Annotated in this window: 15 protein-coding genes, 1 other RNA gene and 1 pseudogene; 11 read left to right on the top strand and 6 right to left on the bottom strand. The window is 67.9% G+C overall.

All coding sequences use genetic code 11. From position 1 onward, the window contains the following. Nucleotides 1-113 precede the first annotated feature (113 nt). The 3 genes from HG421_RS12995 to mrcB form a co-directional block, all read right to left on the bottom strand. Complete coding sequence (locus tag HG421_RS12995; RefSeq protein WP_169706730.1) at nucleotides 114-2,126, bottom strand: ATP-dependent DNA helicase; 2,013 nt, start codon at nucleotides 2,124-2,126, stop codon at nucleotides 114-116. A 273-nt stretch (nucleotides 2,127-2,399) separates the two neighbouring features. After that, nucleotides 2,400-2,924, bottom strand: coding sequence for a hypothetical protein (locus HG421_RS13000; RefSeq protein WP_169706731.1), 525 nt, complete (start codon nucleotides 2,922-2,924; stop codon nucleotides 2,400-2,402). A gap of 13 nt (nucleotides 2,925-2,937) precedes the next feature. Next, nucleotides 2,938-5,385: a penicillin-binding protein 1B gene (gene mrcB / locus HG421_RS13005; RefSeq protein WP_169706732.1), complete on the bottom strand. Its 2,448-nt coding sequence runs from the start codon at nucleotides 5,383-5,385 to the stop codon at nucleotides 2,938-2,940. 236 nt (nucleotides 5,386-5,621) lie between these two features. Between mrcB and HG421_RS13010 the strand changes: the two genes are divergently transcribed. Then, a complete protein-coding gene (locus HG421_RS13010) occupies nucleotides 5,622-7,724 on the top strand; it encodes a glycosyltransferase (protein ID WP_169706733.1) in 2,103 nt (700 codons plus the stop codon). 265 nt (nucleotides 7,725-7,989) lie between these two features. On the opposite strand, the gene HG421_RS13015 is transcribed toward HG421_RS13010, so the two are convergent. Together HG421_RS13015 and HG421_RS13020 are read right to left on the bottom strand one after the other, a co-directional pair. Further along, the gene (locus HG421_RS13015; RefSeq protein ID WP_169706734.1) at nucleotides 7,990-9,504 is read right to left on the bottom strand and encodes a hypothetical protein; all 1,515 of its coding nucleotides are present in this window, start codon (nucleotides 9,502-9,504) and stop codon (nucleotides 7,990-7,992) included. Nucleotides 9,505-9,824: 320 nt separating this feature from the next. Further along, a complete protein-coding gene (locus tag HG421_RS13020) occupies nucleotides 9,825-12,065 on the bottom strand; it encodes a RelA/SpoT family protein (RefSeq protein ID WP_343204235.1) in 2,241 nt (746 codons plus the stop codon). Nucleotides 12,066-12,301: 236 nt separating this feature from the next. On the opposite strand from HG421_RS13020, the gene pqqA reads away from it, so the two are divergent. The 10 genes and pseudogenes from pqqA to HG421_RS13070 all read left to right on the top strand — a co-directional run bounded on the left by pqqA (nucleotide 12,302) and on the right by HG421_RS13070 (nucleotide 22,452). Further along, nucleotides 12,302-12,382, top strand: coding sequence for a pyrroloquinoline quinone precursor peptide PqqA (gene pqqA / locus HG421_RS13025; protein WP_002812057.1), 81 nt, complete (start codon nucleotides 12,302-12,304; stop codon nucleotides 12,380-12,382). 80 nt (nucleotides 12,383-12,462) lie between these two features. After that, on the top strand, nucleotides 12,463-13,362 hold the full coding sequence (gene pqqB, locus HG421_RS13030) for a pyrroloquinoline quinone biosynthesis protein PqqB (protein ID WP_169706736.1): 900 nt from the start codon (nucleotides 12,463-12,465) through the stop codon (nucleotides 13,360-13,362). Then, a complete protein-coding gene (gene pqqC, locus HG421_RS13035) occupies nucleotides 13,359-14,111 on the top strand; it encodes a pyrroloquinoline-quinone synthase PqqC (protein WP_169706737.1) in 753 nt (250 codons plus the stop codon). Before pqqB ends, pqqC begins: the two co-directional genes overlap by 4 nt. After that, entirely contained in the window at nucleotides 14,108-14,386 is a 279-nt protein-coding gene (pqqD, locus tag HG421_RS13040; protein ID WP_169706738.1) for a pyrroloquinoline quinone biosynthesis peptide chaperone PqqD, read from the top strand. The genes pqqC and pqqD overlap by 4 nt, the downstream gene beginning before the upstream one ends. Further along, the gene (gene pqqE, locus HG421_RS13045) at nucleotides 14,383-15,516 is read left to right on the top strand and encodes a pyrroloquinoline quinone biosynthesis protein PqqE (protein WP_169706739.1); all 1,134 of its coding nucleotides are present in this window, start codon (nucleotides 14,383-14,385) and stop codon (nucleotides 15,514-15,516) included. Before pqqD ends, pqqE begins: the two co-directional genes overlap by 4 nt. Nucleotides 15,517-15,734: 218 nt before the next feature. Next, the gene (locus HG421_RS13050) at nucleotides 15,735-16,247 is read left to right on the top strand and encodes a hypothetical protein (RefSeq protein ID WP_169706740.1); all 513 of its coding nucleotides are present in this window, start codon (nucleotides 15,735-15,737) and stop codon (nucleotides 16,245-16,247) included. 61 nt (nucleotides 16,248-16,308) lie between these two features. Continuing rightward, nucleotides 16,309-16,389, top strand: a non-coding RNA gene (locus tag HG421_RS13055) — sX9 sRNA. A 373-nt stretch (nucleotides 16,390-16,762) separates the two neighbouring features. Next, a complete protein-coding gene (locus HG421_RS13060; protein WP_169706741.1) occupies nucleotides 16,763-18,250 on the top strand; it encodes a PhoPQ-activated pathogenicity-related family protein in 1,488 nt (495 codons plus the stop codon). Nucleotides 18,251-18,682: 432 nt separating this feature from the next. Then, a complete protein-coding gene (locus tag HG421_RS13065) occupies nucleotides 18,683-19,717 on the top strand; it encodes a glucokinase family protein (RefSeq protein ID WP_169706742.1) in 1,035 nt (344 codons plus the stop codon). Between the two features lie 99 nt (nucleotides 19,718-19,816). Beyond that, a pseudogene (locus HG421_RS13070) lies at nucleotides 19,817-22,452 on the top strand (TonB-dependent receptor). Between the two features lie 102 nt (nucleotides 22,453-22,554). Here HG421_RS13070 and hrpA read toward each other — a convergent pair. Next, on the bottom strand, nucleotides 22,555-26,667 hold the full coding sequence (gene hrpA / locus HG421_RS13075) for an ATP-dependent RNA helicase HrpA (protein WP_169706743.1): 4,113 nt from the start codon (nucleotides 26,665-26,667) through the stop codon (nucleotides 22,555-22,557). Between the last annotated feature and the right edge of the window lies 1 nt (nucleotide 26,668).

Here is a 26,668-nt window from a genome sequence, read left to right on the forward strand (position 1 = left end):
GCTCGACGGATCGGTTCGAGGGTCCGAGGTGGCATCCGGGATGTGCCACCTGCGTCGTTGCCATTGCACAGGAGCGCGACATAGGCGACCGCCCAGAGCACTCGGTCCTGCCCCTACCCGGGTCCCGGGTCCCCGGTCCCCAGTCCCGGCTCCCCGGCCCCCAGTCCCGCCCCCTCGAAAAACGCCTGCACATCAGCAAGCTCCCGCGTGCGCGCAAACGGCGGCAGCGAGGTCATGAAGGTGCGCCCGTAGCTCTTGGTGATCAGCCGCGGATCGCACAGCACCAGCACGCCACGATCGGTTTCGCTGCGGATCAGCCGGCCCACGCCCTGCTTCAGCGCGATCACGGCCTGCGGCAACTGTTCATCGCGGAACGGATTGCCGCCCTCGCGGCGGATCGCATCCAGCCGCGCTTCGAACACCGGGTCGTCGGGCGCGGCGAACGGCAGCTTGTCGATCACCACCACGCTCAGCGCGTCGCCGACCACGTCCACGCCCTCGCGGAAACTGGCAGACCCCAGCAGCACGCCGTTGCCGGAATCGCGAAAGCGTTGCAGCAACGTCGCGCGCGGCGCCTCGCCCTGCACGAACAGCGGCCACGGCGCACCGCGCAGCGCGTCGGCGGCCTCGCGCAGCGCGCGGTGCGAGGCGAACAGCACGAATGCGCGGCCATTGGAAGCTTCCAGCACCGGTGTCAGCGCTGCGATCAAGGCGGTGCCGAAGCCGCGCGCGGCCGGGTCGGGCAGATTCGGCGGCAGATAGCACAGCGCCTGGCGCGCCCAGTCGAACGGGCTGGGCTGCAGCAAGGTCATCGGGTCGCTCAAGCCCAGCCGTAGCGCAATGTGATCGAACTGCCCACCCACCGCCAGCGTGGCGGAGGTGAACACCCAGGCCGCCTGCGACTTTTCGCGGTGCTCGCGCAACGGTCCGGACACGTCCAGCGGCGTGCGCTGGCAGCGGAATCCGCGCGGGCTCAGTTCGTACCAGAGCACATCGTTGTCGACCGTCTGTTCCGGCGGATCCTGCGCAAAATCCGCCACCGGCAGGTCTTCGCCCAGCCAGCGCGACAGCCGATTCAGGGCGTCCTGCGCACGCGCAGTGCAGCCATCGAACCCAGGCGAGGCCTCGCGCAATGGCAGCAAGGCCTCGCCCAGCCGTGCCAACGCCGACAGTACCGCATCGAAGCCTTCGCGCACTTGCGGCTTGGCCAATGCGCGCCACTGCGTGCCACGCGGCGGCAGGCCTTCCATGCCGGCGCGCAGGCTGCGCAGCGCATCGTCCAGCGCCAGGATCGGCGCCTGCAGGCCGGCCTGCGCGCCGGCGACCAGGCGCGCTTCCACCATGCAGTCGCGCGCCAGTTCCTGCCACGGGCGCATGCCGAAACTTTCGCCGAAGAAATTGGCCGCCAGCTCCGGCAACTGATGCGCTTCGTCGATGACGAACGCCTGCGCGCCCGGCAGGATCTCGCCGAAGCCTTCCTGCTTGAGCGCCAGATCGGCCAGCAGCAGATGGTGATTGACCACCACCAGATCGGCGGCCTGCGCACGCTGGCGTGCCTGCACCACGAAGCACTCGCCATAGAACGGGCATTCGGTGCCCAGGCAGTTGTCCACCGTGGAGGTCACCATCGGCAGCAGTGGCGAATCGTCCGGCAGGGCATCCAGTTCGGCCATGTCGCCGTACTGGGTCCGCCCGCTCCAGGCCACGATGCGCTGGAACTGGGTGACCTGCTCGGGCGTGGCCAGGCGCGGCTCGCCACGCGCCTGCTGGGTGCGGTACTTGCACAGATAGTTTGCGCGGCCCTTCAGCAACGCGCTGCGCAGGCCCACGCCCAGCGCGGCGCGCACGCGCGGCAGATCACGATGGAACAGCTGGTCCTGCAGCGCGCGCGTGCCGGTGGAGACGATGGTCTTCAAGCCCGATAGCAGCGCCGGTACCAGATACGCATAGGTCTTGCCGGTGCCGGTACCGGCCTCGGCCAGCAGCACGTCGCGTTGCTCGAACGCCTCGGCAATGGCGCCGGTCAGGCGCAGCTGCGCAGCGCGCGGCGCGAATGCATCGAGCTGGCGCGCAAGCGCCCCGCCGTCGCTGAGCGCCTCGATGCTGGCAGTGGCAAGTTGGGACATGGGACCGGACGGATGCAGGCTGGAAAGCACGACAGCCTAGCGCGTGTGCGGTGATGCTGCCCGGGTTGCGCTTGATCGCTTGCGGATACGCGCGCCACTGCGGGAGCAACCGCCGCGCCGCGCCCGTAGCCGCTGAAAACCGATCGCGCAGCCGGAGCGCTGCGTTCCCCTGGCTTCGATGCCCTCCAGACACCGAAGCATGCTGAGGGCACGGCCGTAGCATGCCTCAACGGTGCCCACCTGGCGGTGAGCGCAGTCGCTCGATCGCCGATCTCAGTACCTCTTCATTCCCGGCACGGTGCAACCGACGATCTGCGCCTTGGCCGAGGCGGCGTTTTCCTTCTCGCCACGTGCCAGGCGTGACTGTTCGATGGTGGCCCAGTGACGGCGGCACAGCGGGCCGGTCTTGGAACCCAGCTCGATCGCCTGCCTGGCAAAGCGTTCGGCGGCCGGCCAGTCGGCCTGCAGCACGGACACTTCGGCACGTTCCTGCAGGATCGCCGGGTCGCCGGACACCAGCCCCAACGCCTGATCCAGCGCCGCGGCCGCACCGGTCAGATCGCCGGCCTGGCGCTTGCTCTTGGCGGTGTCGCGCAGGTCGTCCACCTGCGGGTCGCGCAGCGGCTGCACCGACAGCTCGGTGTCGTCGGCGCCGGCCTCGCGCTCGATCAGCAGCAATCGCTGCGTCGGCGTGGTCGGATCCACCGGGGTGGGCGGCGGCGTGGGCGGCGCGCTGACGCAGGCAGCCAGTGTCGCGGTGGCCGCGGCCAGGACAAGCGGACGGTGCAGTCGGATCATCGAATCGCTCCAATCAATGTGCAGGGGGCGCCGACGCGGGCGCCGGCGCAGGGTCTTCCGGCTTCTTCTCCAGGCCGAAGAAACGCCGCCAGCCGCCGCCGCTGGATTGCTCGGCAGGCGCGGAGGACGCATCGGCAGGCTCGCCTTCGATCGACGGCGCGTTGCCCGTGCAGGGGGCATAGGCAGGCGTGAAACCGACCACGAACGGGAACTGGCGCGCGCCAGGGCAGCCGGCATCGGTCACGCCGGTACCGGCTGCATCCACCGATTGCCAATCCAGCCCCTTGCCGCTGACCTTCAGGGGCGCGCTGGGCAGGCGGGCAAAGATGCTCGACCACACCCGCATCGCGCCGGTGGCGCCATACAGGCCGGTCTCGGCGTTCTGGTCGTTGCCCATCCAGATCACTGCCAGATGGTCGCCGGTATAGCCGGCGTACCAACTGTCGCGACCATCGTTGGAGGTACCGGTCTTGCCGGCCGGCGACAGACGACCCAGGCCATCGCCCAGCAGCTGTCGCGCGGTTCCGTTGCTGACCACCTGCTGCAAGCCGATGCTGATCAGGTTGGCGGCGACCGAATCGCCCTCCTGCGCCGGTGCCGGAGTCTTGTCGTAGCGCTTGAGCAGCTTGCCCTGCGGATCGAGCACACCGCGCACCGCGTGCAGCGGCTGGATCTCGCCGCCGGCCGCCAGGAACTGGTAGAGCTGCGCCATGCCGTACGGGCTCTGGTCGGTCGCGCCCAGGATCAGCGACGGATTCGGGTCGGCCTTGATGCCGGCCAGCACCTGGATCAATTGGGCGATACGGTCGGCGCCGACCTGCATGCCCACCCGCACCGTGGCCTGGTTGTAGGAATGCGCCAGCGCATCCACCAGCCGCACCGTGCCGTGACTGCGGTTGTCGGAATTGCCAGGCGACCAGGTCTTGCCGCGGCCGAGCTGCACCGTGACCGGCGAGTCGTCGACCCAGCTGGACAGCGCCCAGCGGTCCGGCGACGCCAGCGCCAGCATGTACACGAAGGGCTTGAGCAGCGAGCCCACCGGCCGCTGCGCTTCCACGGCGCGGTTGAAGCCCGGCTTGGCCACATCGCGGCTACCGACCACGGCCAGCACATCGCCGTTGTGCACGTCGGTGAGCACCAGCCCGGCCTGCAGCGGCGGGCGCTTCTTGTTGTCCAGCCGCTTGATGGTGCCGGTCACTGCCCCTTCGGCATACGCCTGCGCGGACGGCGACATACCGGTGAGCACACTCATGCCGGCGCCTTGCAGCACGCCTTCCGGGTAGTCGTGCGCCAGCTGGCGTCGCACCAGATCCACATAGGCCGGGAAGCGATTGGCCGCGACCAGGCCGGGCTCGGTGGGTACGCCCAGCGGAGCGGCGAGTGCGCGCTTGTACTCCGCGTCGTCGATCAGCTTGTTCTCGTGCAGCTTGCCCAGCACGAAGTTGCGCCGGTCCAGCGCGCGTTCCGGGTTACGCCGCGGGTCGTAGTACGACGGCCCCTTGACCAGCCCGATCAATAGCGCGATCTGTTCGGTGGTCATCGAATTGAGATCGCGGCCGAACCACAGTTCGGCACCCGACGACACCCCGTGGATAGCCTGCCCGCCCCGCTGGCCCAGGTAGACCTGGTTGAGATAGGCCTCCAGGATGGTGCGCTTGTCGTAACGCGCCTCCATGATCACCGCGTACAGAATCTCGTTGAATTTGCGGGTGAGCGTCTGCTCCTTGCCGATGCCGAGCAGGCCGCTGCGGGCCAGCTGCTGGGTCAGCGTGCTGGCGCCCTGGCGCACCTGGCCGCCGGAGCGCAGCATGATCCAGGCCGCACGCACCATGCCGCTCAGGTCGATACCGTGATGGCTGTTGAAGTCGCGGTCTTCCACCGCCTGCAGGCCGGTGACCAGCAGCTCCGGCACTTCCTCCATCCGCACCAGGCGGCGTTCTTCCTGCTTCTGCCCGTACAGCGTGGCGATCCGCGCCGGATCCAGCCGCGCGCTCTTCAGCGCCTTGCGGCTGCCGGCATCGCGCAGACTGGCCACGCGCCCGCCCGACAGGGCAAGCTCGATCCGCCGTGCGGGCACGCGCCCGTCCACATCGATATAGCCGCGGCTGGCGATGATGAAGCGGCTGCCATCCTGCTGGTAGGTGCCGGCCAACGTGGCCTGTCCGTCGTCACGGTAGGACGCCGCATCCAGTTCGGTCTTGAGGGTGGCCGCATCCAGCGCATTGCCCGGCGCCAGCACCAACGGACGCCCGTACACGCGGGTGGGAATCTGCCAGCGCAGCTCGCCGAAGCGCTGGCTGACCTGCTTGTTCAGATACACCGTGTACGGGATCAGGAAACCGAGCGCCAGCGCAATCGCGGCAAATCCCCAGACGATCAGTCTGCGCTGCCAGCGGGAGCCTTGCTCGTCGGTGTCGTCCAGGAAATCGTCGGAATCGTCGTTGTCGTAGCGTCGGGGCACGGGGATGCGAGAATGTAGGGTGCGGCGAGTCTAGCGCAGCGCTGTCATGGTTGCGGTCCGCCTGCCCGTTCCGACTTAAGCGCGGCTAACAAAGCACCGGCGCTGGAGCTCGGGCCGGCGTGGGCCGGGCGCAAGGCGGCGGGATCTCCCCCGCTACACTGCCGCGCCATGCCGCTGCGCCCGGTGCGTCAGCGCCACCACGTTCCACCTGTCCTCTACGCCGGAGTTCCACCGCAATGTCGATGTCCCTGGCCGATGCGCGCTATCTGTTCAACCGCGTGCTCGGCCTGATCCACCGCTCTGTGGCCAGCATGCGCACGCGTGGCTGGCGCGCCACCTGGCAGCGCATTCGCGTGCACACGCAGGCACCTCCGGCCGCACTGGGCACCCCGCTGTGGTTGCCCGACGCAACGCCGTTTGCCCCCTTCGCGCTGCCGCACAGCGCAATCCCACGCGTGACGGTGGTGATTCCGGTCTACAACCACATTGCCCACACCCTGGCCTGTCTGCGCGCACTGGCGGCGCATCCGCCACTGCTGGCGATGGAGACCATCGTGGTGGACGATGGCAGCAGCGATGCCACCGCAGTGCAGCTGCCGCAGATCTCCGGCCTGCACTATCACCTGCGCGCCAGCAATGGCGGCTTCATCGCGGCCTGCAACGACGGCATCGCGCTGGCGCGCGGCGATTACGTGGTGCTGCTCAACAACGACACCATTCCCCAGCCCGGCTGGCTGGATCGGCTGATCGCCACCTTCGATCAGCATCCCGGCGCCGGACTGGTCGGCGCCCAACTGGTCTACCCGGACGGGCGGTTGCAGGAATCGGGCGGCGTGGTGTTCGCCGATGGCAGCGCCTGGAGTTACGGGCGCTTCGAATCGGCCGACGACCCGCGCTACGCCTATGCCCGCGCAATGGATTACTGCTCGGGCGCGGCGATTGCCCTGCCACGTGCGCTACTGCAGACGCTGGGCGGGCTGGATCGCCGCTACATGCCCGCCTACTACGAAGACACCGACCTGGCGTTTGCGGTACGCGCCGCCGGCCGCCAGGTCCTGGTCCAGCCGGCCAGCGTGGTGGTGCACGACGAGGGCACCAGCAACGGCACCGACGTGCGTACCGGGGTCAAGGCGTATCCGGTGCGCAACCAGCGTGTGTTCGCTGAGAAATGGCAGTCCACCTTGGCAGCGCACTTGCCGCTGGGCACCGTTCCCGGACCTGCGCAGCTGCACCGCGGGCAACGCCAGGTGTTGATCCTGGACGAATGCGTGCCGCAGCCGGACCGCGACTCGGGGTCGCTGCGGCAGTTCAACCTGATCCGGTTGCTCTGCGAGGAGGGCGTGCATGTGGTGTTCGTGCCCACCCGCCGCGAGCACGCCGGACGGCACACGCAGGCACTGCAGCAGCTGGGCGTGGAAGTCTGGTACGCACCGTTTCTGGACGGCATCGGCAGCTGGCTGCGTACGCATGGCCCGCGGTTTGCGGTGGTGCTGCTGGTACGTCACCACGTTGCGCATGCCTGCCTGCCGTTGCTGAGACACTATGCTCCGCAGGCGCGCACGCTGTTCGACACCGTCGACCTGCACTACCTGCGCGAGCGGCGCGGCGCCGAACTGGCCGGCGATGCCAATCTGCTGCGCAGCGCAGAACGTACCCGGTTGCGCGAACTGGAGATCATGGCCGCCACCGACGTCACCGTGCTGGTGTCCGCTGCGGAACAGGCGCAGTTGCACGCGGACGCGCCGCAGATCCGCACCGCCCTGCTCTCCAACCTGCACGAGGTGGCCGGCAACGGCCCCAGCTTCGCGCAACGCCGCGACCTGGTCTTCGTCGGCGGCTTTCGTCACCCGCCCAATGTGGATGCGGTGCAGTGGTTCATCAGTGCGATCTTCCCGCAGGTGCGTGCCCAGCTACCGGATGTGGTGTTCCACTGCATCGGCGCGGACCTGCCCGAGGCGCTGAAACTGCTGGCCGAGGAATGTCCCGGCGTGCAGTTGCATGGTCATGTGCCGGATCTGCTGCCGTTCATGGACAACGTCCGCATCGCGGTGGCGCCGCTGCGTTTCGGTGCCGGCGTCAAGGGCAAGATCAATCTCAGCATGGCACATGGGCAGCCGGTGGTCGGCACGAGCTGTGCGGTGGAAGGCATGCACCTGCGCGATGGTCAGGATGTGTGCGTGGCCGACGACGCCGATGCCTTCGCCGCGGCGATCGTGCGCCTTTACCAGGATGCGACGCAGTGGCAGCGCCTGGCCGACAACGGACTGCGCAACGTGGACGAGCATTTCTCGCTGGATGCCGCGCGCAAGACGGTGCGTGCATTGTTCATTGCCGATTGAGTCGGCGCTGTTGAATCAGTGCATCGCCGAGTGAAGCGGCATGCGGCGGCGTTGGCACGTCGCCGCTGACTCTCAACGCGCTTCTGAGTGCAGTCGCGAGCGAACATCGCACATCTGGGCGCGCACCTGCTGGTAACAGCTCGCAGGTGCCATCTCCGTTCACTTGGTGGAGTAACAACCCGCCTGCCCCTCTCTGCTGGGGGAAAGGGTTTAGAGAAAAAGGACGAACGCAGGCCGGGCACCGTGCTCGCCACGCTCGCACCCATCAGCGCTGCTCGGTCACCGCCCTGACCCGTCGCGTGAACTCGGCCAGTTCGGGCAGTCCCGGGTCCAGCTGGTGTGCCTCGTCCTGCGCACGCCGCGCGAACGCGGCATCTTCCTGGCCCAGGCGTTCGCTGCCAACGGCAATCCAGCGCTGCGCCAGGCGCCGGCGTGCGGCGGCCAGCGCCTCGCCCGTGGGCGTCAATGCCTGCCAGGCATCCAGGCAGCCGCGCGCCGCGCGCAGGCGGTTATCGCGAAGCTCGTCTTCGAAACAGCGTCGACTGGCCGGCGCCACGCGCGCAGCGGCCTGCAGCACGCGCGCATCGCGCGGCGCCAGCGCCTGTGCGGCGCGCACGGCGTCGTAGGCGCTGGCGCCCGGCGGGGTCATCCATTGCTGTCGTGCCTCGGCATCGGCCACGCGTTGCAGCAACACGCGCAACCGGCGTTCGCGCACGCCACGCGACAAGCCGGTTTCTGGCCCACGCTGGGCATCGCGGGCGCGCGCGATCGCCTGTTCGGCCTGGGCGATGGAGGCGGCGCCCGGCACCAGCACCCGCGCCTGCTGCAGCGACTGCATGGCGTCGTCAAAATGGAAATCCGCGGCCTGGCGCCCCGCCTGGGCGGCATATTCGCTGGCCACCTGCTCAAGCCCGCGACGTGCGCCGGCATCTTCCGGCTCGGCCGCCAGCACCGCCATGAAATCGCGCGCCGCCGGTGCCAGGCGCCCCCGTCGCAGCAAGGTGTCGGCACGCTGCCGCCGCTGTTCGAGCGCACGGTGGTAATGGCCTTCGGTCGACGGCACATCGGCGTGGCCGGCGTCGTAGCGCTTGGCCGCCACCAACAGCGCGGCGGCCTCGCCAAGCGCATCGCGCGCCAGGGCGTGGCGCGCCTGCGCCAGCAGATCGGCCAGGGCATCTTCGCGCCCTTCCAGTGCATCGGTACGGTCCGGTGCCAGGCTGAGGACGCGTTGGTACAGCGGCAACGCACTGTCGGGCGTGCCATCCAGGCGACCCTGTTGCTGGGCGGCGACTGCTTGGGCGACCAGGGCATCCAGGCCGGCGCGGCGGGCCTGCAGGTCGCGCAGACGCAGGGCGACCGGGGCGATCTGCGCCTGCGGCACCTCCAACGCGGTTGCCAGCGCCAGCGCACGTTGCGCATCGGCCGCATCGCCGGCCGCGATCGCCGCACGCGCCTGCACCACCGCGGCCGCACCGGTACGCGCCAGCCCGGCGCGGGCCTCGCTGCGGTCGCCATCCAGCGCAAGTGCGGCGGCAAACAGTTCGCGCGCCCCGTTGCCGTCGGCAGCACTGAGCGTGCCGCGTGCCAATGCGGCAGTGCCACGCTGCAGCAGTTGCTGGATCCGGGTGTCCGGCCACAGCCAGTCGGCGAGCGGCTGGCGCAACACGATCACCCCCATCAGCAGGCAGAGCGATAGCGCCAGCACCACGCGCCAGAGCGCGCGGCTGCGCAGCGGCGCCCAGAGGCGGGGCGACCTGGCCCAGCGCGGCAGCGGAAACATGCGGTTGCGTCCATCCTTGGCGCGACCTGACGGGGACGCGTTCACCCTGCCATGGTAGCGGGGTGGCGCGAAGGTGGCGTGGGTTTGTTCGGGAGTCGGGAGTCGTTGAGGCGCGCACGTGCGAACGGCTGAAGGCGCCTTGAACTCCTTCGGCGAATTTTCAAGGCGCCTGCAGTGCGGGGCAGGCACAGCTGCAGCGTGAGCGGCTGCCCGTATCGCGGGCAAGCCGGACGGATGAGCGGTGGAAGCCGCGCATGCGTATTGGCAGCATCGGCCGAAGGGGGCACTTTGACGCAGAACACTGCGGTTTTGCGGGCCGCTTAGCCTAGTCTTCGCACTTCGCTGACCCCGGGCAAGGCATCCAGCTTGCCCAGCAGCGCAGACAACTGGTCGTAGTCGCTGACCTTGAGCCGCAGCCGCAGCTGCGCCCTGCCGGTGTCGCGCACGTTGTCGCTGTTGATCTCCAGCACGTGAGCGTCTTCCTGCGCGATCAGGTTGGTGATGTCCTTGAGCAACCAGCGCCGGTCCACTGCGCGCACCTGCACATCCACCTCGTAGCCGCTGCCCGCCTTGCCCCACTCCACCGGCAACACGCGTTGCGGGTGGGCGGCCGCCAGCCGCGCCAGCGCCACGCAGTCGGTGCGGTGCACGGTGATGCCGCGGCCGCGGGTGAGATAGCCGGCAATCGGCTCGCCGGCCACCGGCTGGCAGCACCGCGCCAGTTGCACCAGCAGGTTGCCCACGCCCTGCACGGTGAACTTGGACTTGCCCAGGCCCTCGCGGCGCGCGGTCGGACGTGGCGGTGCCGGCACCGCCGGCTGCGAGGCGGCGCGCTCGGCTTCCAGCAGCGCACGGCTGACCTGGTTCGGCCCGGTGTCGCCCAGCGCCACCTGGATATACAGATCGTCCGCATTCTCGGCGTGGAATTTGCGCGTCGCCACACTCAAATCGGCGTGCTGCAGGCCCAGCCGCTTGAGCTCGCGATCGAGCAAGTCCTTGCCGGCCTGCACATTGCGGGCGCGGTCGAGCTTGTGGAACCAGGCACGCACCTTGTCGCGAGAACGCCCGCTGGCCAGAAAGCCGTTGGACGCCAGCAACCAGTCGCGGCGCGGGTCCGCTTCCTTGGCGGTCATGATCTCCACCCGGTCGCCGCTGCGCAGCCGGTAGGTCAGCGGCACGATGCGGTCGTTGACCCGCGCGCCGCGGCAGCGGTGCCCCACCATGGTGTGCACGTGGTAGGCAAAATCCAGCGGGGTGGCGCCCTGCGGCAGATCGATGACCTCGCCCTTGGGGGTCAGCGCATAGACGCGGTCCTCGATCAGCTCGGCATCCAGCGCGCCGGCCAGTTCGCCGTGGTCGCCCTCCTGCACCTGTTCCAGCAGCTGGCGCATCCACAGGATCTTGCGGTCGAAGGCCTTTTCGGCGCCCTTGCCGCCCTCCTTGTACTTCCAGTGCGCGGCCACGCCGAGCTCGGCCTGGGCGTGCATCTCGTGGGTGCGGATCTGGATTTCGATGGTGCGCCCTTCCGGGCCGACCACGGCGGTGTGCAGCGAGCGATAGTCGTTGGCCTTGGGCCGGGCGATGTAATCGTCGAACTCGCTGGGCACCGGCGTCCACAGCGAATGCACCGCGCCCAGCGCCGCATAGCAGGCGGCCACATCGTCCACCATCACCCGCACCGCGCGCACGTCGTAGAGCTGGTCGAACGACAAGCGCTTTTTCTGCATCTTCCGCCAGATGCTGTAGATGTGCTTCGGCCGCCCGCTGACCTCCGCGCGCAGGCCCTGGTCCGCCAGCGCGCTGGAAAGCATGCGCTTGACCGCTTCGATATAGCGTTCGCGGGCGATGCGGGTCTCGTCCACTTCGCGGGCGATGCGGCGGTAGGTGTCCGGCTCCAGGTGCCGGAACGCCAGGTCTTCCAGTTCCCATTTCACCTGCCAGATGCCCAGCCGGTTGGCCAGCGGTGCATGGATGTCGCGGGTGAGCTGAGCCAGCGCGCGGCGCTGGTCATCGCTGAGGCGGTCGGCCACGCGCATGCGCGCCAGCTGCCGTGCCAGCAGGATCGGCACCACGCGCAGGTCATGGATGATGGACAGCAGCAGGCGGCGCAATCCCTCGCTGTTGCGCCCGGCCTCGCGCCCGGCGTGCAGCGCCCACACCTGATCGGCCGCATCCAGCCCGTCGAGCAGCCCCTCCACTGCCACCCGACGTTCGGCCGGCTGCCAGGGCAGGCCGGCCATCGCACCGCGTAGTGTCGGCAGGTCGAACAGCAACGCCGCGATCAACGTCGCCTCGTCGGCGGCCAGCAGTGCCAGCGCATCCAGCGTGTCGCCAAGCAGCGACCACGCCACGCTGTCGGCTGGCGCAGGCGGCGCGTCCTGCCAGGCGCGCGCCAGCGCTTGGCGCAATGCGGGAGTAACCGATGCCAGCGCGGGGCGCTGCAGCACTGCCTGCAGGCGGTCGAATGAGGAACTGGTCACTACGGTGGACACGGCGGCAGGCGATGACTGGAGTCTGGCAGCTACGGTAACGTGCGCGTCACCATCTCCACAACGCGCAATTTCCAGCCTGGCGCGGGCAGCTCATCTGGGCGCACTTATGGTCGGTTCACCCGCCAAGGGCTTGATTCGCAACCGCTGCGCGCCACGACGGGTGCGATGGCACACATGCCGCGCGGCACGGGATGCGGCTTTTTACGCGCCCTTTACAACTCGGGCAAACCGGCTGCCTATGCTCCCTGCACGTCATCGCCGCATTGCGCAGCGACGGCGTTTTTCCACCAACTGCGAGGTAGCCGATGAAGACCTGGAAGAAGCCTGTCGTTCGTGAAGTGAATTGTGGCGCCGAAATCAATTGCTACGTCTCCGGCGAGTTTTGATCCGGCCGTTTCTTGGCTCACCTGCCGCCCTCCCATTGATGCATGACCGGCTGCGGCCGGCAGATAGGTAACAGCTCTCCATGCGCATCATTGTTCTGGGATCGGCAGCCGGCGGTGGGCACCCGCAGTGGAATTGCCATACCCCCGCAAGCCAGCGGGCGTGGCAACAAGCAGACGGTGCCCAGCGTCGTACCCAGGCCAGCATCGCCGTCAGTGCGGATGGCCAGCGCTGGGTCCTGATCAATGCCTCACCCGATTTTCGGCAACAACTTCTTGCGACGCCTGCGCTCTGGCCGCAGCACGGCCTACGGCATTCGCCGATCGAGGCGGTGCTGCTGACCAGCGGCGAGATCGACCATATCGCCGGGCTGCTGTCGATGCGCGAGAGCCAGGCGTTCTCGTTGCATGCCAGCAGCCGCGTGCTGGAGCTGCTGGCGCAGAACCCGATCTTCGACGCCCTCAATCCGCACTACGTGTCGCGGCAGCCATTCACGCTGGACACGCCGTTGTCACTGCTGGGACTGCAACTGACGCCATTTTCGGTGCCGGGCAAGGTCCCGCTGTTCATGGAATCGCGCAGTGGCGGCGACCTGGCCGGCTCCGATGAAGAGACCCTGGGCCTGACCATCGACGATGGCCGCCACCGCGTGCACTACATCCCCGGCTGCGCGGCCATGACCGACGCATTGCGCGAGCGCCTGCGCGGCGCCGAGCTGGTGTTCTTCGACGGCACGCTGTGGCGCGACGATGAGATGGTGCAGCTGGGCGTCAGCCAGAAAACCGGCCAGCGCATGGGCCATCTCAGCATCGATGGCCCGGACGGCACCATGGCGGCGTTCGCCCCGCTCGATGTGGCGCGCAAGATCTTCATCCACATCAACACCACCAATCCCGTGCTCAATCTCCATTCGCCCGAATACGCCAGCGCGCGCGCCAACGGCTGGGAGGTTGCGCACGACGGCCTGGAGATCACCCTGTGACCGCCCTGCTCCCCCCCGACCAACTGGAAGCGGATTTGCGCGCCATCGGCGCGCGCCTGTATCACGACCAGCACCCGTTCCATGCGCTGCTGCACGATGGCAAGCTCGATCGCGGCCAGGTGCAGGCCTGGGCGCTCAACCGCTTCGAATACCAACGCTGCATTCCCTTGAAGGACGCGGCGATCCTGGCGCGCATGGAAGACCCTGCGCTGCGCCGCATCTGGCGCCAGCGCATCCTCGACCATGACGGCAACAGCGCCGCCGACGGCGGCATCGCGCGCTGGCTGCATCTGACCGACGCACTGGGACTGGACCGCCATTTGGTGGAATCCGGACGCGCACTGCTGCCGGGCACGCGCTTCGCGGTGCAGGCATATCTGCAGTTCGTGCGCGAAAAGAGCCTGCTCGAAGCGATTGCCTCCTCGCTCACCGAGTTGTTCGCCCCCACTATCATCGGCCAGCGCGTGGCCGGCATGCTGAAGCACTACGACTTCGTCTCGCCCGAGGCGCTGGCCTACTTCGAGCATCGCCTGACCGAGGCACCGCGCGACTCGGATTTCGCGCTGGATTACGTCAAGCAACATGCCAACACCGCAGAGAAGCAGGAGCTGGTCAAGGCTGCGTTGCACTTCAAGTGCTCGGTGCTGTGGGCGCAACTGGACGCCTTGCACGTGGCCTATGTCTCACCGGGGATCGTGTGGCCGGACGCCTTCGTACCCGACCGCGCTGCCAGCCGGGTCGCCGCGTGAGCAGCATTGGCCGCGACAGCCAGCCGGCCCTGCGCGCAGGCGTGCGCCTGCAACACGACCGTGCACGTGACCAATGGGTGCTGCTCGCACCCGAGCGCGTAGTCGAACTGGACGAGATCGCCGTCGTGGTGGCGCAACGTTTCGACGGGGCGCGCTCGCTGGCGCAGATTGCGCAGGAGCTGGCGGCAGAATTCGATGCCGACCCTGCCGAGATTGAGGCAGATGTGATCGAACTCACCGGCACCCTGCATCAAAAGCGGTTGCTGCGATTATGAGCAATGCCGTACCCCCACCGCCGCTATCGGTGCTGCTGGAGCTGACCCACCGCTGCCCATTGGCGTGCCCGTACTGCTCCAACCCGATTGCGCTGGCGGCGCTGCGCGAAGAGATGGATACCGAGGGTTGGCGTTCGCTGCTGCAGCAGGCCGCCGACATGGGCGTGCTGCAGGCGCACTTTTCCGGTGGCGAACCGATGCTGCGCAAGGACCTGCCGGAGCTGGTGGCGCATGCGCGCGCGCTCGGCCTGTACAGCAACCTGATCACCTCCGGCGTGGCCGGCGGCGAGCCGATGCTGGACCAGTTGCAGGCCGCCGGGCTGGAACACGTGCAGCTGAGCGTGCAGGACGTGGACCCGGCCGGTGCCGATCGTATTGCCGGGTATCGCAACAGCCTGTCCAAGAAGCGCGAATTCGCAGCCGCCGTGCGTGCACGCGGCCTGCCACTGACGCTCAACGCGGTGCTGCACCGGCACAACGCCGAACGGGTGCCGCAGATGATTGCGCTGGCGCTGGAATGGCAGGCCGAGCGTATCGAGGTGGCCCATACCCAGTACTACGGCTGGGGGCTGCGCAACCGTGCTGCCCTGATGCCCAGCCGTGAACAATTGATGGGCACGATTGCTGCGGTAGAAACTGCACGCCGCGAACTTGGCGACCGCCTGGCGATCGACTTCGTCACCCCCGACTATTACGCACGCCAGCCCAAGCCCTGCATGGGCGGCTGGGGCCAGCGCTTCGTCAATATCTCTCCGCGCGGCGACGTGCTGCCCTGCCATGCCGCCGAAACCATCGAGGGCATGCGCTTCGACAATCTGCGCGATCGCACGCTGGCGCAGATCTGGAACCACGGCGAGGCCTTCGTGCGTTTCCGCGGCACCGCATGGATGCCCGAGGTGTGCCAGGGCTGCCCCAAACGCGAGATCGACTGGGGCGGCTGCCGCTGCCAGGCGCTGGCGCTCAGCGGCGATGCCGCCACGCTGGACCCGGTGTGCGAGCGCTCGCCCGCGCATGCGCAGGTGCGCGCCACTGCCGAGCGCGAAGCTGCGGCCGTGGCACCGGACTTCGTGTACCGCCGCCCGGCACGTGCCGAACGCGCGCCTTCCACCGCCGACGTGACGCCGGACTAGCTCCCACCCAGCGTTGCCGGGCATATCGGTTCCTGCGCGGCAGACAACGACACGGTCATTCTCTGGCTCGGCATGGCCATCCTGCTGCCCACTCGCGGCGCCCGCTCGTCAAGCGGCTGCGCTGGGCAGGACCCGGCAGCCGCCAGACAGTCTGCCAGCCGCAGTCACCTGCCCGCCCAGCGTCTACACTAGCGGCCTCTTACTGACGGATGGCTCTCATGTCGCTCGCGCGCCGCATTCCACTGCTGGTCTGCCTGACCCTTGCATTGACCGCCACACCGGCGCTGGCCCAGCGCTCCGTGCAGGGCGACCTGCAGTCGCAGATGAGCGCCGAGCAGTTCAAGGCCGCCGGCCTGGACAAGCTCACCGCCAGCGAACTGACCGCGCTCAACGACTGGTTGCAGGGCAAGGTTGCCAAGGAAGCCGCGGTGGTGGTCGAACAGGCCAAGGAAGCCGGCCGTCAGGAAGTCATCGTCAAGAACCGCGGCTTCTTCGACTTCGGCAGCAAGGAGCCGATCGAAAGCACTCTCGTGGGCGAATTCAAGGGGTTCTCAAAGGGCCGTATTTACACTCTGGCCAACGGTCAGGAATGGGAACAGACCGATGCGGCCAGCCTGTCGGGCGTACGCAAGGACGCGCCGAAGGTGAAGATCAAACCCGGCCTGGTCGGCGTGTGGTATCTGCAGATCGAGGGCTATAACACCCCAGCCAAGGTGCGGCGGACCAAGTAAGCGCCCCTGACAAAACGATTGCGCGGCCGTCGGGCAGGCACGGCCCACGCTCGGAGTCGGCGTGTACCGCATGCGTACACTCCGGTTCTGCGTGTGCCCTCCGCACCACCACCTGACGATTGCCCGCTACCTTCTGTTAGCCGCTCTCAGGCGCGTGGTGACGCCGCCGCCCGCTGGCCGCGCCAACACGCCGACCTCGGGCAGGGCCACGCCAGCCCTTGCCATCGCGATATGCGCGCCGTTGCTGCTGGCGTGCACTAGCGTCCGAAAGACCAAGGCCACCGGCAGACGGCATAACCTGCGCCTGCGCACATCCGATGCGCCATCGCGGTCGCACTCTGTGTCTTGGATTGCTGGCGGCTTCGCTTGCGCCGCCACCATGCAGCCCTAGGTCACCGCGGCATGCGCGCGTCTGCCAGACTTCCGCACAGCCATCTGTTGCCCTGCCGCGCACGTCTGGTGGCTGCCTGACTGCTGACAATCGCAGCACCCTGCGCTGCATCCGGAGAACGCCGATGTCCCTGACGACACCTTATGCCCTCGCGCTGCTGCTGTTCACCACCGGATCGGCGCTGGCCGACACTGCTGCCGAACAATGCACGCGCCCGGAGGTCGGATTCGACAAGGCGCTGGTCTGCTATCACGACGCAGTGGAGCGACAGCCGCTGGTGTATACCCGCGTTGCCACCAGCACGGTGAACGGTGTGGAGCGGCGCGACTATCTGCTGACCTCGCAGACCTGGTCGCCCGAATCGCTGGTCACCCCGGCGGTGTGGCAGCACGCTGTGGCGATCTACGTCCCCACCGATGCGCTACCCACCCGCGCGGTGCTGCTGTCCACCAATGGCACCCGCAATGCGGCTGCGGGCAGCGCGGCGCAACCGGCCAGCGAGCTGCAACCCGAGGCGCTGGCAGCGCTGGCGCAGCGCAGCCGCACCGTGGTGATCGCGCTGAGCGACATTCCCAATCAGGCGCTGACCTATCGAGGAGACGACACGCCACGCCGCGAGGATGACAGCGTTGCCTATACCTGGTCGCAGTTCCTGCAAGCGCCGCAGCAGCGCAAGACCCTGCTGCTGCATGTGCCGATGGCGGCGGCGATCGCCCGCACCATGTCGCTGGCCGAGCGCGAGCTGGCGCCGCTGCGGATCCATCGTTTCATTCTCGCCGGTGCCTCCAAGCGCGGCTGGGCGAGCTGGCATGCCACCATCGCCGACCGGCGCGTGGAGGCGGTGGTGCCGTTGGTGATCGACATCCTCAACATGCCGGCCGTGCTGGACCATATGTACCGGACCTATGGCGGCAATTGGCCGATCGCATTCGCCCCCTACGCCAGGCAGGGAATCACCGCGCAGCTGCAGACGCCGGAGTTCGCGCAGCTGGTGCAGGTGCAGGATCCGCTCAGCTACCTGCGCTCCCCGTACCGCAAGCGCCTGTCGGTGCCCAAGTACATCGTCAACGCCAGTGGCGACGATTTCTTCCTGCCGGACAATACGCGGTTCTTTTACGACGCATTGCCTGGCAGCAAGGCCCTGCGCATGGTGCCCAACAGCGCGCATAACGGCATCCGCGCATCGGTGGTCGACAGCCTGGTGCCCTTCATCAGGCGATTGCAGCAGCGGCGTGCGCTCCCGCAGCTCAGCGGTGCACTGCAGGCAGGAACGGCACCGCAGATTCGCCTGCGCTCCTCCGAGCGCCCTGCCCAACTGCGGCTGTGGAGTGCCAGCAATCCCCAGGCGCGCGATTTCCGCTATGCCTGCGGCATCCGTTACAGCGCGACCGCGCTACCGCTACCACGCGGCAGCAAGGTGGCGGTGCCGATACAGGTTCCGGCAGTTGGTTGGAGCGCGTACTTCGTCGAAGCCACCTACGCCGATGGCTTCGTCGCCACCAGCCAGACCTATGTGCTTGGTCAGCAGCAATACCCCACCCAGGCACCGCCCACCGACAACGCCGCCTGCAGCACGCTACCGGGCGTTGCCGGCCGCGACGTAGCACGCTGAGAAGCGGAACGCGCCATGCACTGGCGCGACGACCGAAGCGCCGCGCCTTGCGGCGCGTAACCGCGATCGTTGTCCCTGGTACGTAGGGCGTATCTACACCTTGGTCATCGAACACGACCGCCCGCCTGCGGACGTGGCGCCGACGGCAGCACGGCCGCCACTGCTTCGGGCCTGAGAATCCCTCACTCTGCCAGCCAGCTGAGTCGCCGATGCGCACCGTCGCACCCACGGGCAATCCACCAACTCGACAATGTTGACCGGCCTGCGCAACGAAGTCCGCACACAACCGGTCAAAAGGGCCGATTCGGCACTTGAGCTCGCCAGCAAGATCGATCCAACCCGACTGGACCATTGACATCGTTGTCACCAACTCCTACACAGGCCCCTACTCGCTGACGGCACGGGCCGATCAGACGGATCAAAGGACTGCACGTGGCTGCGACCTCGCACTCTGCTCAGGCTTCTGTCTTGCCCGCCATTCCTGCTGCAGCCGGCTTCATCGCCGCCGATGTCGGTGGCACGCATGTGCGTCTTGGTCATGCGCTGCAGACCGACGGTGGCGCGATCGAGCTGGCGCATTACCGCACCTATCGCTGTGCCCAGTACCCCAGCCTGGACGCCATCCTGGCCGATTTCCTGCCACAGGTGAGCCGCGTGGATGCGGTGGTCATCGCCAGTGCCGGGGTTGCGCTGGACGAAGACACCTTCATCAGCAACAACCTGCCGTGGAGCATTTCGCCCAAGCGCCTGCGCAGCGCGCTCGACCTGCGTCGCGTGCATCTGGTCAACGATTTCGAAGCGGTCGCCTACGCCGCCCCGCTCATGGAGCCGCGTGCGGTGCTGCAGCTGAGCGGGCCCACACCGCGGCATGCACGCGCCGCCGGTCCCATCCTGGTGGTCGGGCCGGGCACCGGGCTGGGGGCGGCGGTGTGGATCGATGCCAGGCCGCGCCCGATCGTGCTGGCCACCGAAGCCGGCCAGGTCGCGCTGGCCAGCACGCACGCGCACGAAGCGCAGTTGCTGCACATTCTGCTGCGCGATCGGCACTACCTGCCGCTCGAACATGTCCTGTCCGGCCCCGGCCTGCTGCGGCTCTACACCGCCGCCTGCCAATTGCATGGCACCACCCCGCGGCTCGCATCGCCCGCGGCGATCACCCACGCCGCCCTGCACGAGGACGATGCGCTCGCACGCGAAACGCTGCAGGTGTTCTGCGCCCTGCTCGGCCATGCCGTGGGCGACATGGCCCTGGCCTACGGCGCGGCCGGCGGCATCTATCTGGCCGGCGGCATCCTGCCGACCATCGGCAGCTTCCTGGCGGCCAGCGCGTTTCGTGCGCGCTTGCTCGACAAGGGCGGCATGCGCGAGGTGCTCGAACGCATCCCGGTCAAATTGGTCGAGCACGGGCAATTGGGCGTGTTCGGCGCGGCCAATTGGTATCTGCAGCATCACGCTGACGTGTCGTAAGCGATTGGCCGCGCGTTTTTCGAACGCGCGGCGGCAAGACCCCGCATCCGGCGAGCAGCAGCCCGCCGTCCATCCCTGTGCGTGATGAGGAGAGACATCATGAAATACAGCACCACCCTGCTGTCCAGTGCGATTGCGTTGTCGTTGGCATTCACCGTGCAAGCCCAGGACGCTGCAGGCCAGCAAGCCACCGACCTGGACGCTGTCCAGGTGGTCGGCATCCGTGCCAGCCTGGAAAAATCGCTCGACACCAAACGCAACAATGCAGGCATCTCCGAGGCGATCACCGCCGAGGACATCGGCAAATTCCCCAGCACCAACGTGGCCGAAGCGTTGTCGCAAATTCCCGGCGTCACGTTGGACAGACGCTTCGGCCAGGGCGAGCGGGTCAGCATCGACGGCACCGACCCCAGCCTGAATCTGTCGTTCCTGGACGGCCACCCGGTGGCGCAGGCGATCTGGCTGTACGGCGAACAGCCCAGCCGCGGCTTCGACTACACCTTGCTGGCGCCGCAGATCCTGGGACGGGCGGAAATCCTCAAATCCTCCGAGGCACGGCTGACCGAGGGCAGCCTGGGCGGCACCGTGCTGATGCATACCCGCCAGCCGCTGGATCTGGAGGTCAACGAGGTCGCCGCCTCGATCGGCTACAGCTACAGCGACCAGGCCAGCCAGGGCAAGCCCAACGCGGCATTGCTCTACAGCTGGAAGAACAGCGCGCAGACCTTCGGCATCGCGGTGTCGGCGCAGCATTACCAAGAGCGCGTGGACCGCCGCGGCATGGAAGTGTTCGGCTACGCACCGGCCAGCAGTTTCGCCAATGCCGCAGGCACGGTGCCGCCCGATGCCGATGTGCCCAACTCGATCAATGCGGCCTGGTTCCAGCAGGACCGCGAGCGCGACAGCGCCGTGGTCAACCTGCAGCTCAAGCCCAGCGAAGCGCTGGAGTTCACTCTGAGCGGCCTGTACATCAACGAGAGTTTCGACAACTACAACCAGTCGATGTACAGCTTTCTGACCTGGAATCCCGGCACCGTTGCCGCGGTGGACCGCTTGGGCGATGTGCGCAATGGCGTGGTGACCAGCGGCCATTCCAGCGCCAATGCCGACCCGCTCGGCGGCACGGTGATCTACGACAACAACGTGCGCGAGTCCGAGGTCACCACCAAGGGCCTGGACCTGCGCGGCGCGTTTCGCGGCGAGGGCTGGGGCCTGAATGGACAGATCGGCCAAAGCAAGTCCGAGAACAAGGACCTGTCGCAATACTTCATCGAGCCGTTCTACAACGGCGGTTTCAGCTGGGACACGCGCCGAGGCATCCGCTTCGACGACCCGGCCGCTGCACGCGACCCGGCCAACTGGGGCTCGGCCGGCGGCTGGTTCGGCAACAACGGCATCTTCTCCACGCAAAGCAAGGACACCTACGGCCAGCTGGATGTCAATCTGCAGTTCGACAGCGTGTTCAACCAGCTGCTGCTGGGCGTACGCCACGGCAAACACGACGAGCGCTTCGAACTCAATGTCTATGGCGGCGTCACACCCGGCACGCTGGCCGACGTGGGCACCATCGGCCTGACCGATCTGGACGGTTTCTATCCCGACCATGGCCGACATGTGCAGGCGGGCCGCAACAATGTATTGAACTGGATCCGCAACAGTCCGGTGGATTATGCCGCACCCGATCCGGCCAGCTATCTCAACAACACCTGGGCGCTGCAGCAGACCAACAATGCCGCCTACGCGCAACTGAATTTTTCCGGCGGCGGTCTACGCGGCAACCTTGGCGTGCGCTATGTCGATTCCAAGACCGAGGGCAGCGGCTTCGTCTACAGCGGCACGCCCTCGCTGGCCAACGCCGACAGCCTGTGGCAGACCCGCACCCGCAAGGAAGATTTCCTGCTGCCCTCGCTGACCCTGTCGTACGACACCAGCGACGATTGGGTGTTCCGCTTCGCCGCGGCCAAGGTGATCGCCTGGGCGCCGTACAACAGATGGTCAACAACACCTTCCTCAACGACACCACGCTGACCGGCAGTGGTGGCAATGCGGAGTTGTCGCCGTACGAGTCGTGGAATTTCAACCTGTCGGCCGAGTACTACTTCGCCCAGCAATCGGTGGTGGCCTGGTCGGTGTTCTACAAGAAGATCGACAACTACATCGACACCAGTGCCAGCGTGGAGCGCCAGTACAACGCACTGCGCGATACCGCGCCGCAGAGCTGGGCGCAGTTGGTGGGCAGCAATGGCTGCACCGCAGACGGCTATTGCGACTACAGCATCCAGCGGCCGCGCAACGCCGGCCAGGGCAAGGTCAAGGGCTTCAATCTCTCCTTCCAGCAACCCTTCGGCGACAGCGGCTTTGGTCTGACCGGCAACTACACCTACGCCAACGGCGAGAACAACACCGGTGATGCCCTGCCCTACCAGTCGCGCAACAGCGTGGCGTTCAGCCCGTACTTCGAGAAAGGCCCGCTCAACGCACGGCTGACCTACAACTGGCGCGACAGTTACCTGGCCGGCGGTTATGTGGCCGGCGCTGCTCCGGCCAGCGTGGACGACTATGCCGAGCTCGGTGCCAGTCTCGGTGTTGCGTTCAGCCCGAACTGGTCGCTGCAGCTGGATGCACAGAACCTGCTGGATGAAGAATACCTGCAGTATCTCGGCGACAAGGACCACCTGGCCGGCCGCTACAAGAGCGGGCGGCGGTATATGGCCACCGTGCACCTGAAGTTCTGAAAGACGGTTTCGCCAGCGGCGCATCGCGCCACCCGCTTGGGTGGCCGATGCATGCCGGCGCGCGCAGCGGCGTACGCCGCGCTCCACCGGCGATCGTCACCATCAGCCGCGCAATGCCGCCACCCGCTGCGCCAGCTTCTTCGCCGAGACGCCGGACTTGGCACCCAGTTCCTGCGCGAATACCGACACCCGCAGTTCTTCCAGATCCCAGCGCAGTGCCTGCCAATCGGGCCGCTGCTGCAGCCCGCGCGCAGCCGCGTCCTCCAGCGCGTCCACGAACGGCTTGAGTTCCAGCATGCGTGCCTGGTCGCGCGCCGGGTCGCGCTTGGCGCGTTCGGTGCGCAGGATCATCGCCTTGAGATAGCGCGGGTAGTTGGCCAGGGCCTGCGCCGGGGTCTGGCGCAGGAAGCCGGCATGCACCAGGGCGCGCAACTGTTGCTCCATGTCGTCCAGGTTGCCACGCGCCCAGCCCATCAGCGGCGCTTCCAGCAGTGGCTTGAGTTCGGCCACCGCACCCAGGATGCTTTCGGCCAGTTTCAGGCGTTCCATCGCTTCGCCGAACAGGCGCTTGCCGGCATCGTCGCGCCGATGCGCGAACGCGCCCGGGTCGCGGATGGCGCCCAGGCCTTCGGCCAGCACCGCATTGAGCGCGGCATCGACCAGATCGCCGCGCAGGCGCTCCTGCGATTCGATCGCCGCATACAGCAGGCCGGTCTTGGGCGACACCGGCAGCTGCTTGCGCGCCTGTTTGATCTTGTCGGCCAGGGCGATTTCCAGCAGCCGCCGCACGCCGCGCGGATGCGCCTGCGCCGCTTCGTTGCGGTCGGCAAAGATGCGTAGCGCGGCATCCTCGCCCTGATCCACCAGCGCCGGATACGCCGGCACACCGGCTTCGCCGGCCACCTGCTCGGGGATCGGCGCCGCCGGAAAGTCGCGCAGGCCTTCGGCGGCCAGCGCACGCCCGGCACGTGCGGCAAACGCCTGGCCGGCACGTTCGCCAAAGCGCGCGCGTAGCCCGTCCAGATCGCGCGATTCGGCCAGCACCTTGCCGTCGTCGTCGCGCAGTCGCAGGTTCATCAGCAAATGGGTCTCCAGCGCTTGCTCATCGAAGTCCAGCGCCGCCACCTGCACGCCGGTGGCCTTGGACAGGAAGCGCGCCAGCTCGCCGCGCATGTCATCGGCCGACGGCAGGCTATAGGCCTCGTAGAACGCCCGGCCAAAATCCGGCGCCGGTACGAAGTTACGCCGTTGCGCCTTGGGCAGGCTGCGGATCAGCGCCGATGCCTTGTCGGCGACGAAACCCGGCGCCAGCCACGACAGACGCGCCGGATCCAGCGCGTTGAGCAGATGCAGCGGCACTTCCAGCGTCACGCCATCGTCGATGGCGCCCGGCTCGAAGCGGTAATGCAACGGCAGCCGCGCACCGCCCAGCGGGAAGTACTTGGGGAATCGATCGGCCTCGCTGCCTTCGCCGGGCAGCAGATCGTTCAAGCTCCAGTGCAGGCTGCGGCGCTTGTCGGCCGGCAGCGTCTTCCACCAGGCGTCCAGCCCGCTGGCCGAATGCAGCTCGGCCGGAATGCGGTCCAGATACCAGCGCGCCTGCCAGTCCTCGTCGGCCACGATACCGGCGCGACGCAGCTTGGCTTCTTCTTCGCGCGCCTGTTCCAGCACCCGCAGGTTGTCGGCCACGAACGCCGCACGCGTGGTGATCTCGCCGGTCACCAGGCCCTGGCGCACGAACAGGTCATGCGAGGCCACCGGATCGATCTTGCCGAAGTGCACCGGCTTCTTTGGCGCCAGCACCAACCCGAACAGACTGATCTGCTCGGACGCCACCACCTGCCCCTGCGCACGCGACCAGTGTGCATCGAAATGCTTGCGCGCCAGCAGATGCCCCAATTCGGCGATGGCCCACTCCGGCTCGATCGCCGCATTGGTCATGCCCCAGACTTTTTGTGTATCCAGCAGCGTGGCGGCCAGCATCCACGGCGGCGGCTTGCGTGCCAACGCCGAGCCGGGGAACGGGACGAAACGGCGCTGGCGTGCTGCCAGGAAATCGCCTTTTTCGGTGCGGTGGCCAATCTGCGTCGGCAGGCCGGCCAGCAGCGCGCGGTGCAGCGCCTGATACGCAGCAGCACGTTCACGCTCGCTGGTGCGCGCCGACGCCTCGGCGGCCTCTGCCTGCCGATTGGGCGCCACCGCTGCAGGCCGCACGGATGGCGCGGCCGGATCGGCCTTGCCCTCGCGCGCCAGCCGCGCGGCACGGTGCAGCTGCCCGCGCGTGGGCCGGTTGGCGTTGTGGCCATCGGCACGCGCTGGCGCGCTGGCGCCGGCCAGCAGCGGCGCCAGCATGGCCGTGGCCGGCTCCTCGCTCCAGCCCAGTTCTTCGCACAGCAGACGCAGCTGCCGATGCAGTTCGCGCCACTCGCGCATGCGCAAGAAGCCCAGGAAATGCCGGCCACACCAGTCGCGCAACTTGGACTGGGTGAGGTCTTCATGCGCCTGCCGGTACGCCTCCCACAGCCGCAGGATGCCGACGAATTCCGAGCGCGCATCGGCAAACAGCGCATGCGCGTTGTCGGCGGCCTCGCGTGCTTCGGGCGGACGCTCGCGCGGGTCCTGGATGCCCAGGAACGCTGCAATGATGATCATCTCGCGCAGGCAGCCGTGCTGCTGCGCGGCCACCAGCATGCGTGCCAGCTTGACGTCCACCGGCAGGCGCGCCATCTGCCGGCCGATGGCAGTCAGACGCCGATCGGCATCGATCGCCCCCAGCTCCAGCAATTGCTGCCAGCCGTCGGCCACCGCACGCTCGTCCGGCGCTTCCAGGAACGGGAAGTCTTCGACCCGCCCCAACCCCAGCTGCAGCATGCGCAGGATCACGCCGGACAGCGACGAACGCCGGATCTCAGGGTCGGTGAACGCCGGGCGCGCGGCAAAGTCCGCTTCCGCATACAGCCGGTAGCAGATGCCCTCGGCAATCCGCCCGCAACGGCCCATGCGCTGGTTGGCGCTGGCCTGCGAGATCGGCTCGATATGCAGGCGGTCCAGCTTCTGCCGCGGGCTGTAGCGCTTGACCCGCGCAAACCCCAGGTCCACCACGTAGCGGATGCGCGGCACCGTCAGCGAGGTCTCCGCCACGTTGGTGGCCAGCACCAGGCGCCGACGCGGACCGGGGTTGAACACCCGGTCCTGGTCGGCGGCAGAGAGCCGCGCATACAGCGGCACCACTTCGGTATCGCGGTACTTGCGCCGTTCCAGGGCATGATGCGCATCGCGGATCTCGCGCTCGCCGGGCAGGAACATCAGCACGTCGCCACGCGGATCGAGGCGGGTGATCTCGTCGATCGCCGCCACGATGGCATCGTTGACGGTGCGTTCGCCGTCGCGCCCGGCAGCGTCGTCATCGCCGCCCGCCTCGCCTTCGAGCGGCCGGTAGCGTACCTCCACCGGGAAGGTCCGGCCTTCCACGCTGATCACCGGCGCGTTGTCGAAATGCTGGGCAAAGCGCCCGGTATCGATGGTGGCCGAGGTGACGATCAGCTTCAGGTCGGGGCGCTTTTTCAGCAGTTGCTTGAGATAGCCCAGCAGGAAATCGATGTTGAGGCTGCGCTCGTGCGCCTCGTCCACGATGATGGTGTCGTAGGCCGACAACCAACGGTCGCTGGCGATCTCGGCCAGCAGGATGCCGTCGGTCATGAACTTGATGCGGGAATGCTCGCCCACCCGGTCGGTGAAGCGCACCTGGAAACCCACCGTGGTGCCGAGCGGGGTCTTCAGCTCGTCGGCCACGCGTGCGGCCACCGCGCGCGCGGCGATCCGGCGCGGCTGGGTGCAGCCGATCATGCCGGCCGCACCGCGCCCGGCGGCCAGGCATAGCTTGGGCAGCTGCGTGGTCTTGCCCGAACCGGTCTCCCCGGCGATCACCACCACCTGGTGGTCGCGGATCAACGCGATGATGCGCTCGGCCTCGCGCGCGATCGGCAACTGCTCATCCGGGGTGATGGCCGGCTGCTGCTCGGCACGCGCCTGGCGCTGCGCCTGCGACGCCGCCAGTGCTTGCTCGAAGGCCTCGCGCGCCTGCACATTACCGGGCTTGCCCTGCCAGCGCGACCACAGGCCCAGCAAGCGCCCACGGTCGCGGCTCATCGCGCCATCGACAGCGCGGCGGCGCTCGCGCAAGGTATTGGCAAGATCGGTGTCGATAGCGCTCATT

Source organism: Xanthomonas campestris pv. badrii, from assembly GCF_012848175.1.
GTDB classification, from domain to species: domain Bacteria; phylum Pseudomonadota; class Gammaproteobacteria; order Xanthomonadales; family Xanthomonadaceae; genus Xanthomonas; species Xanthomonas campestris_C.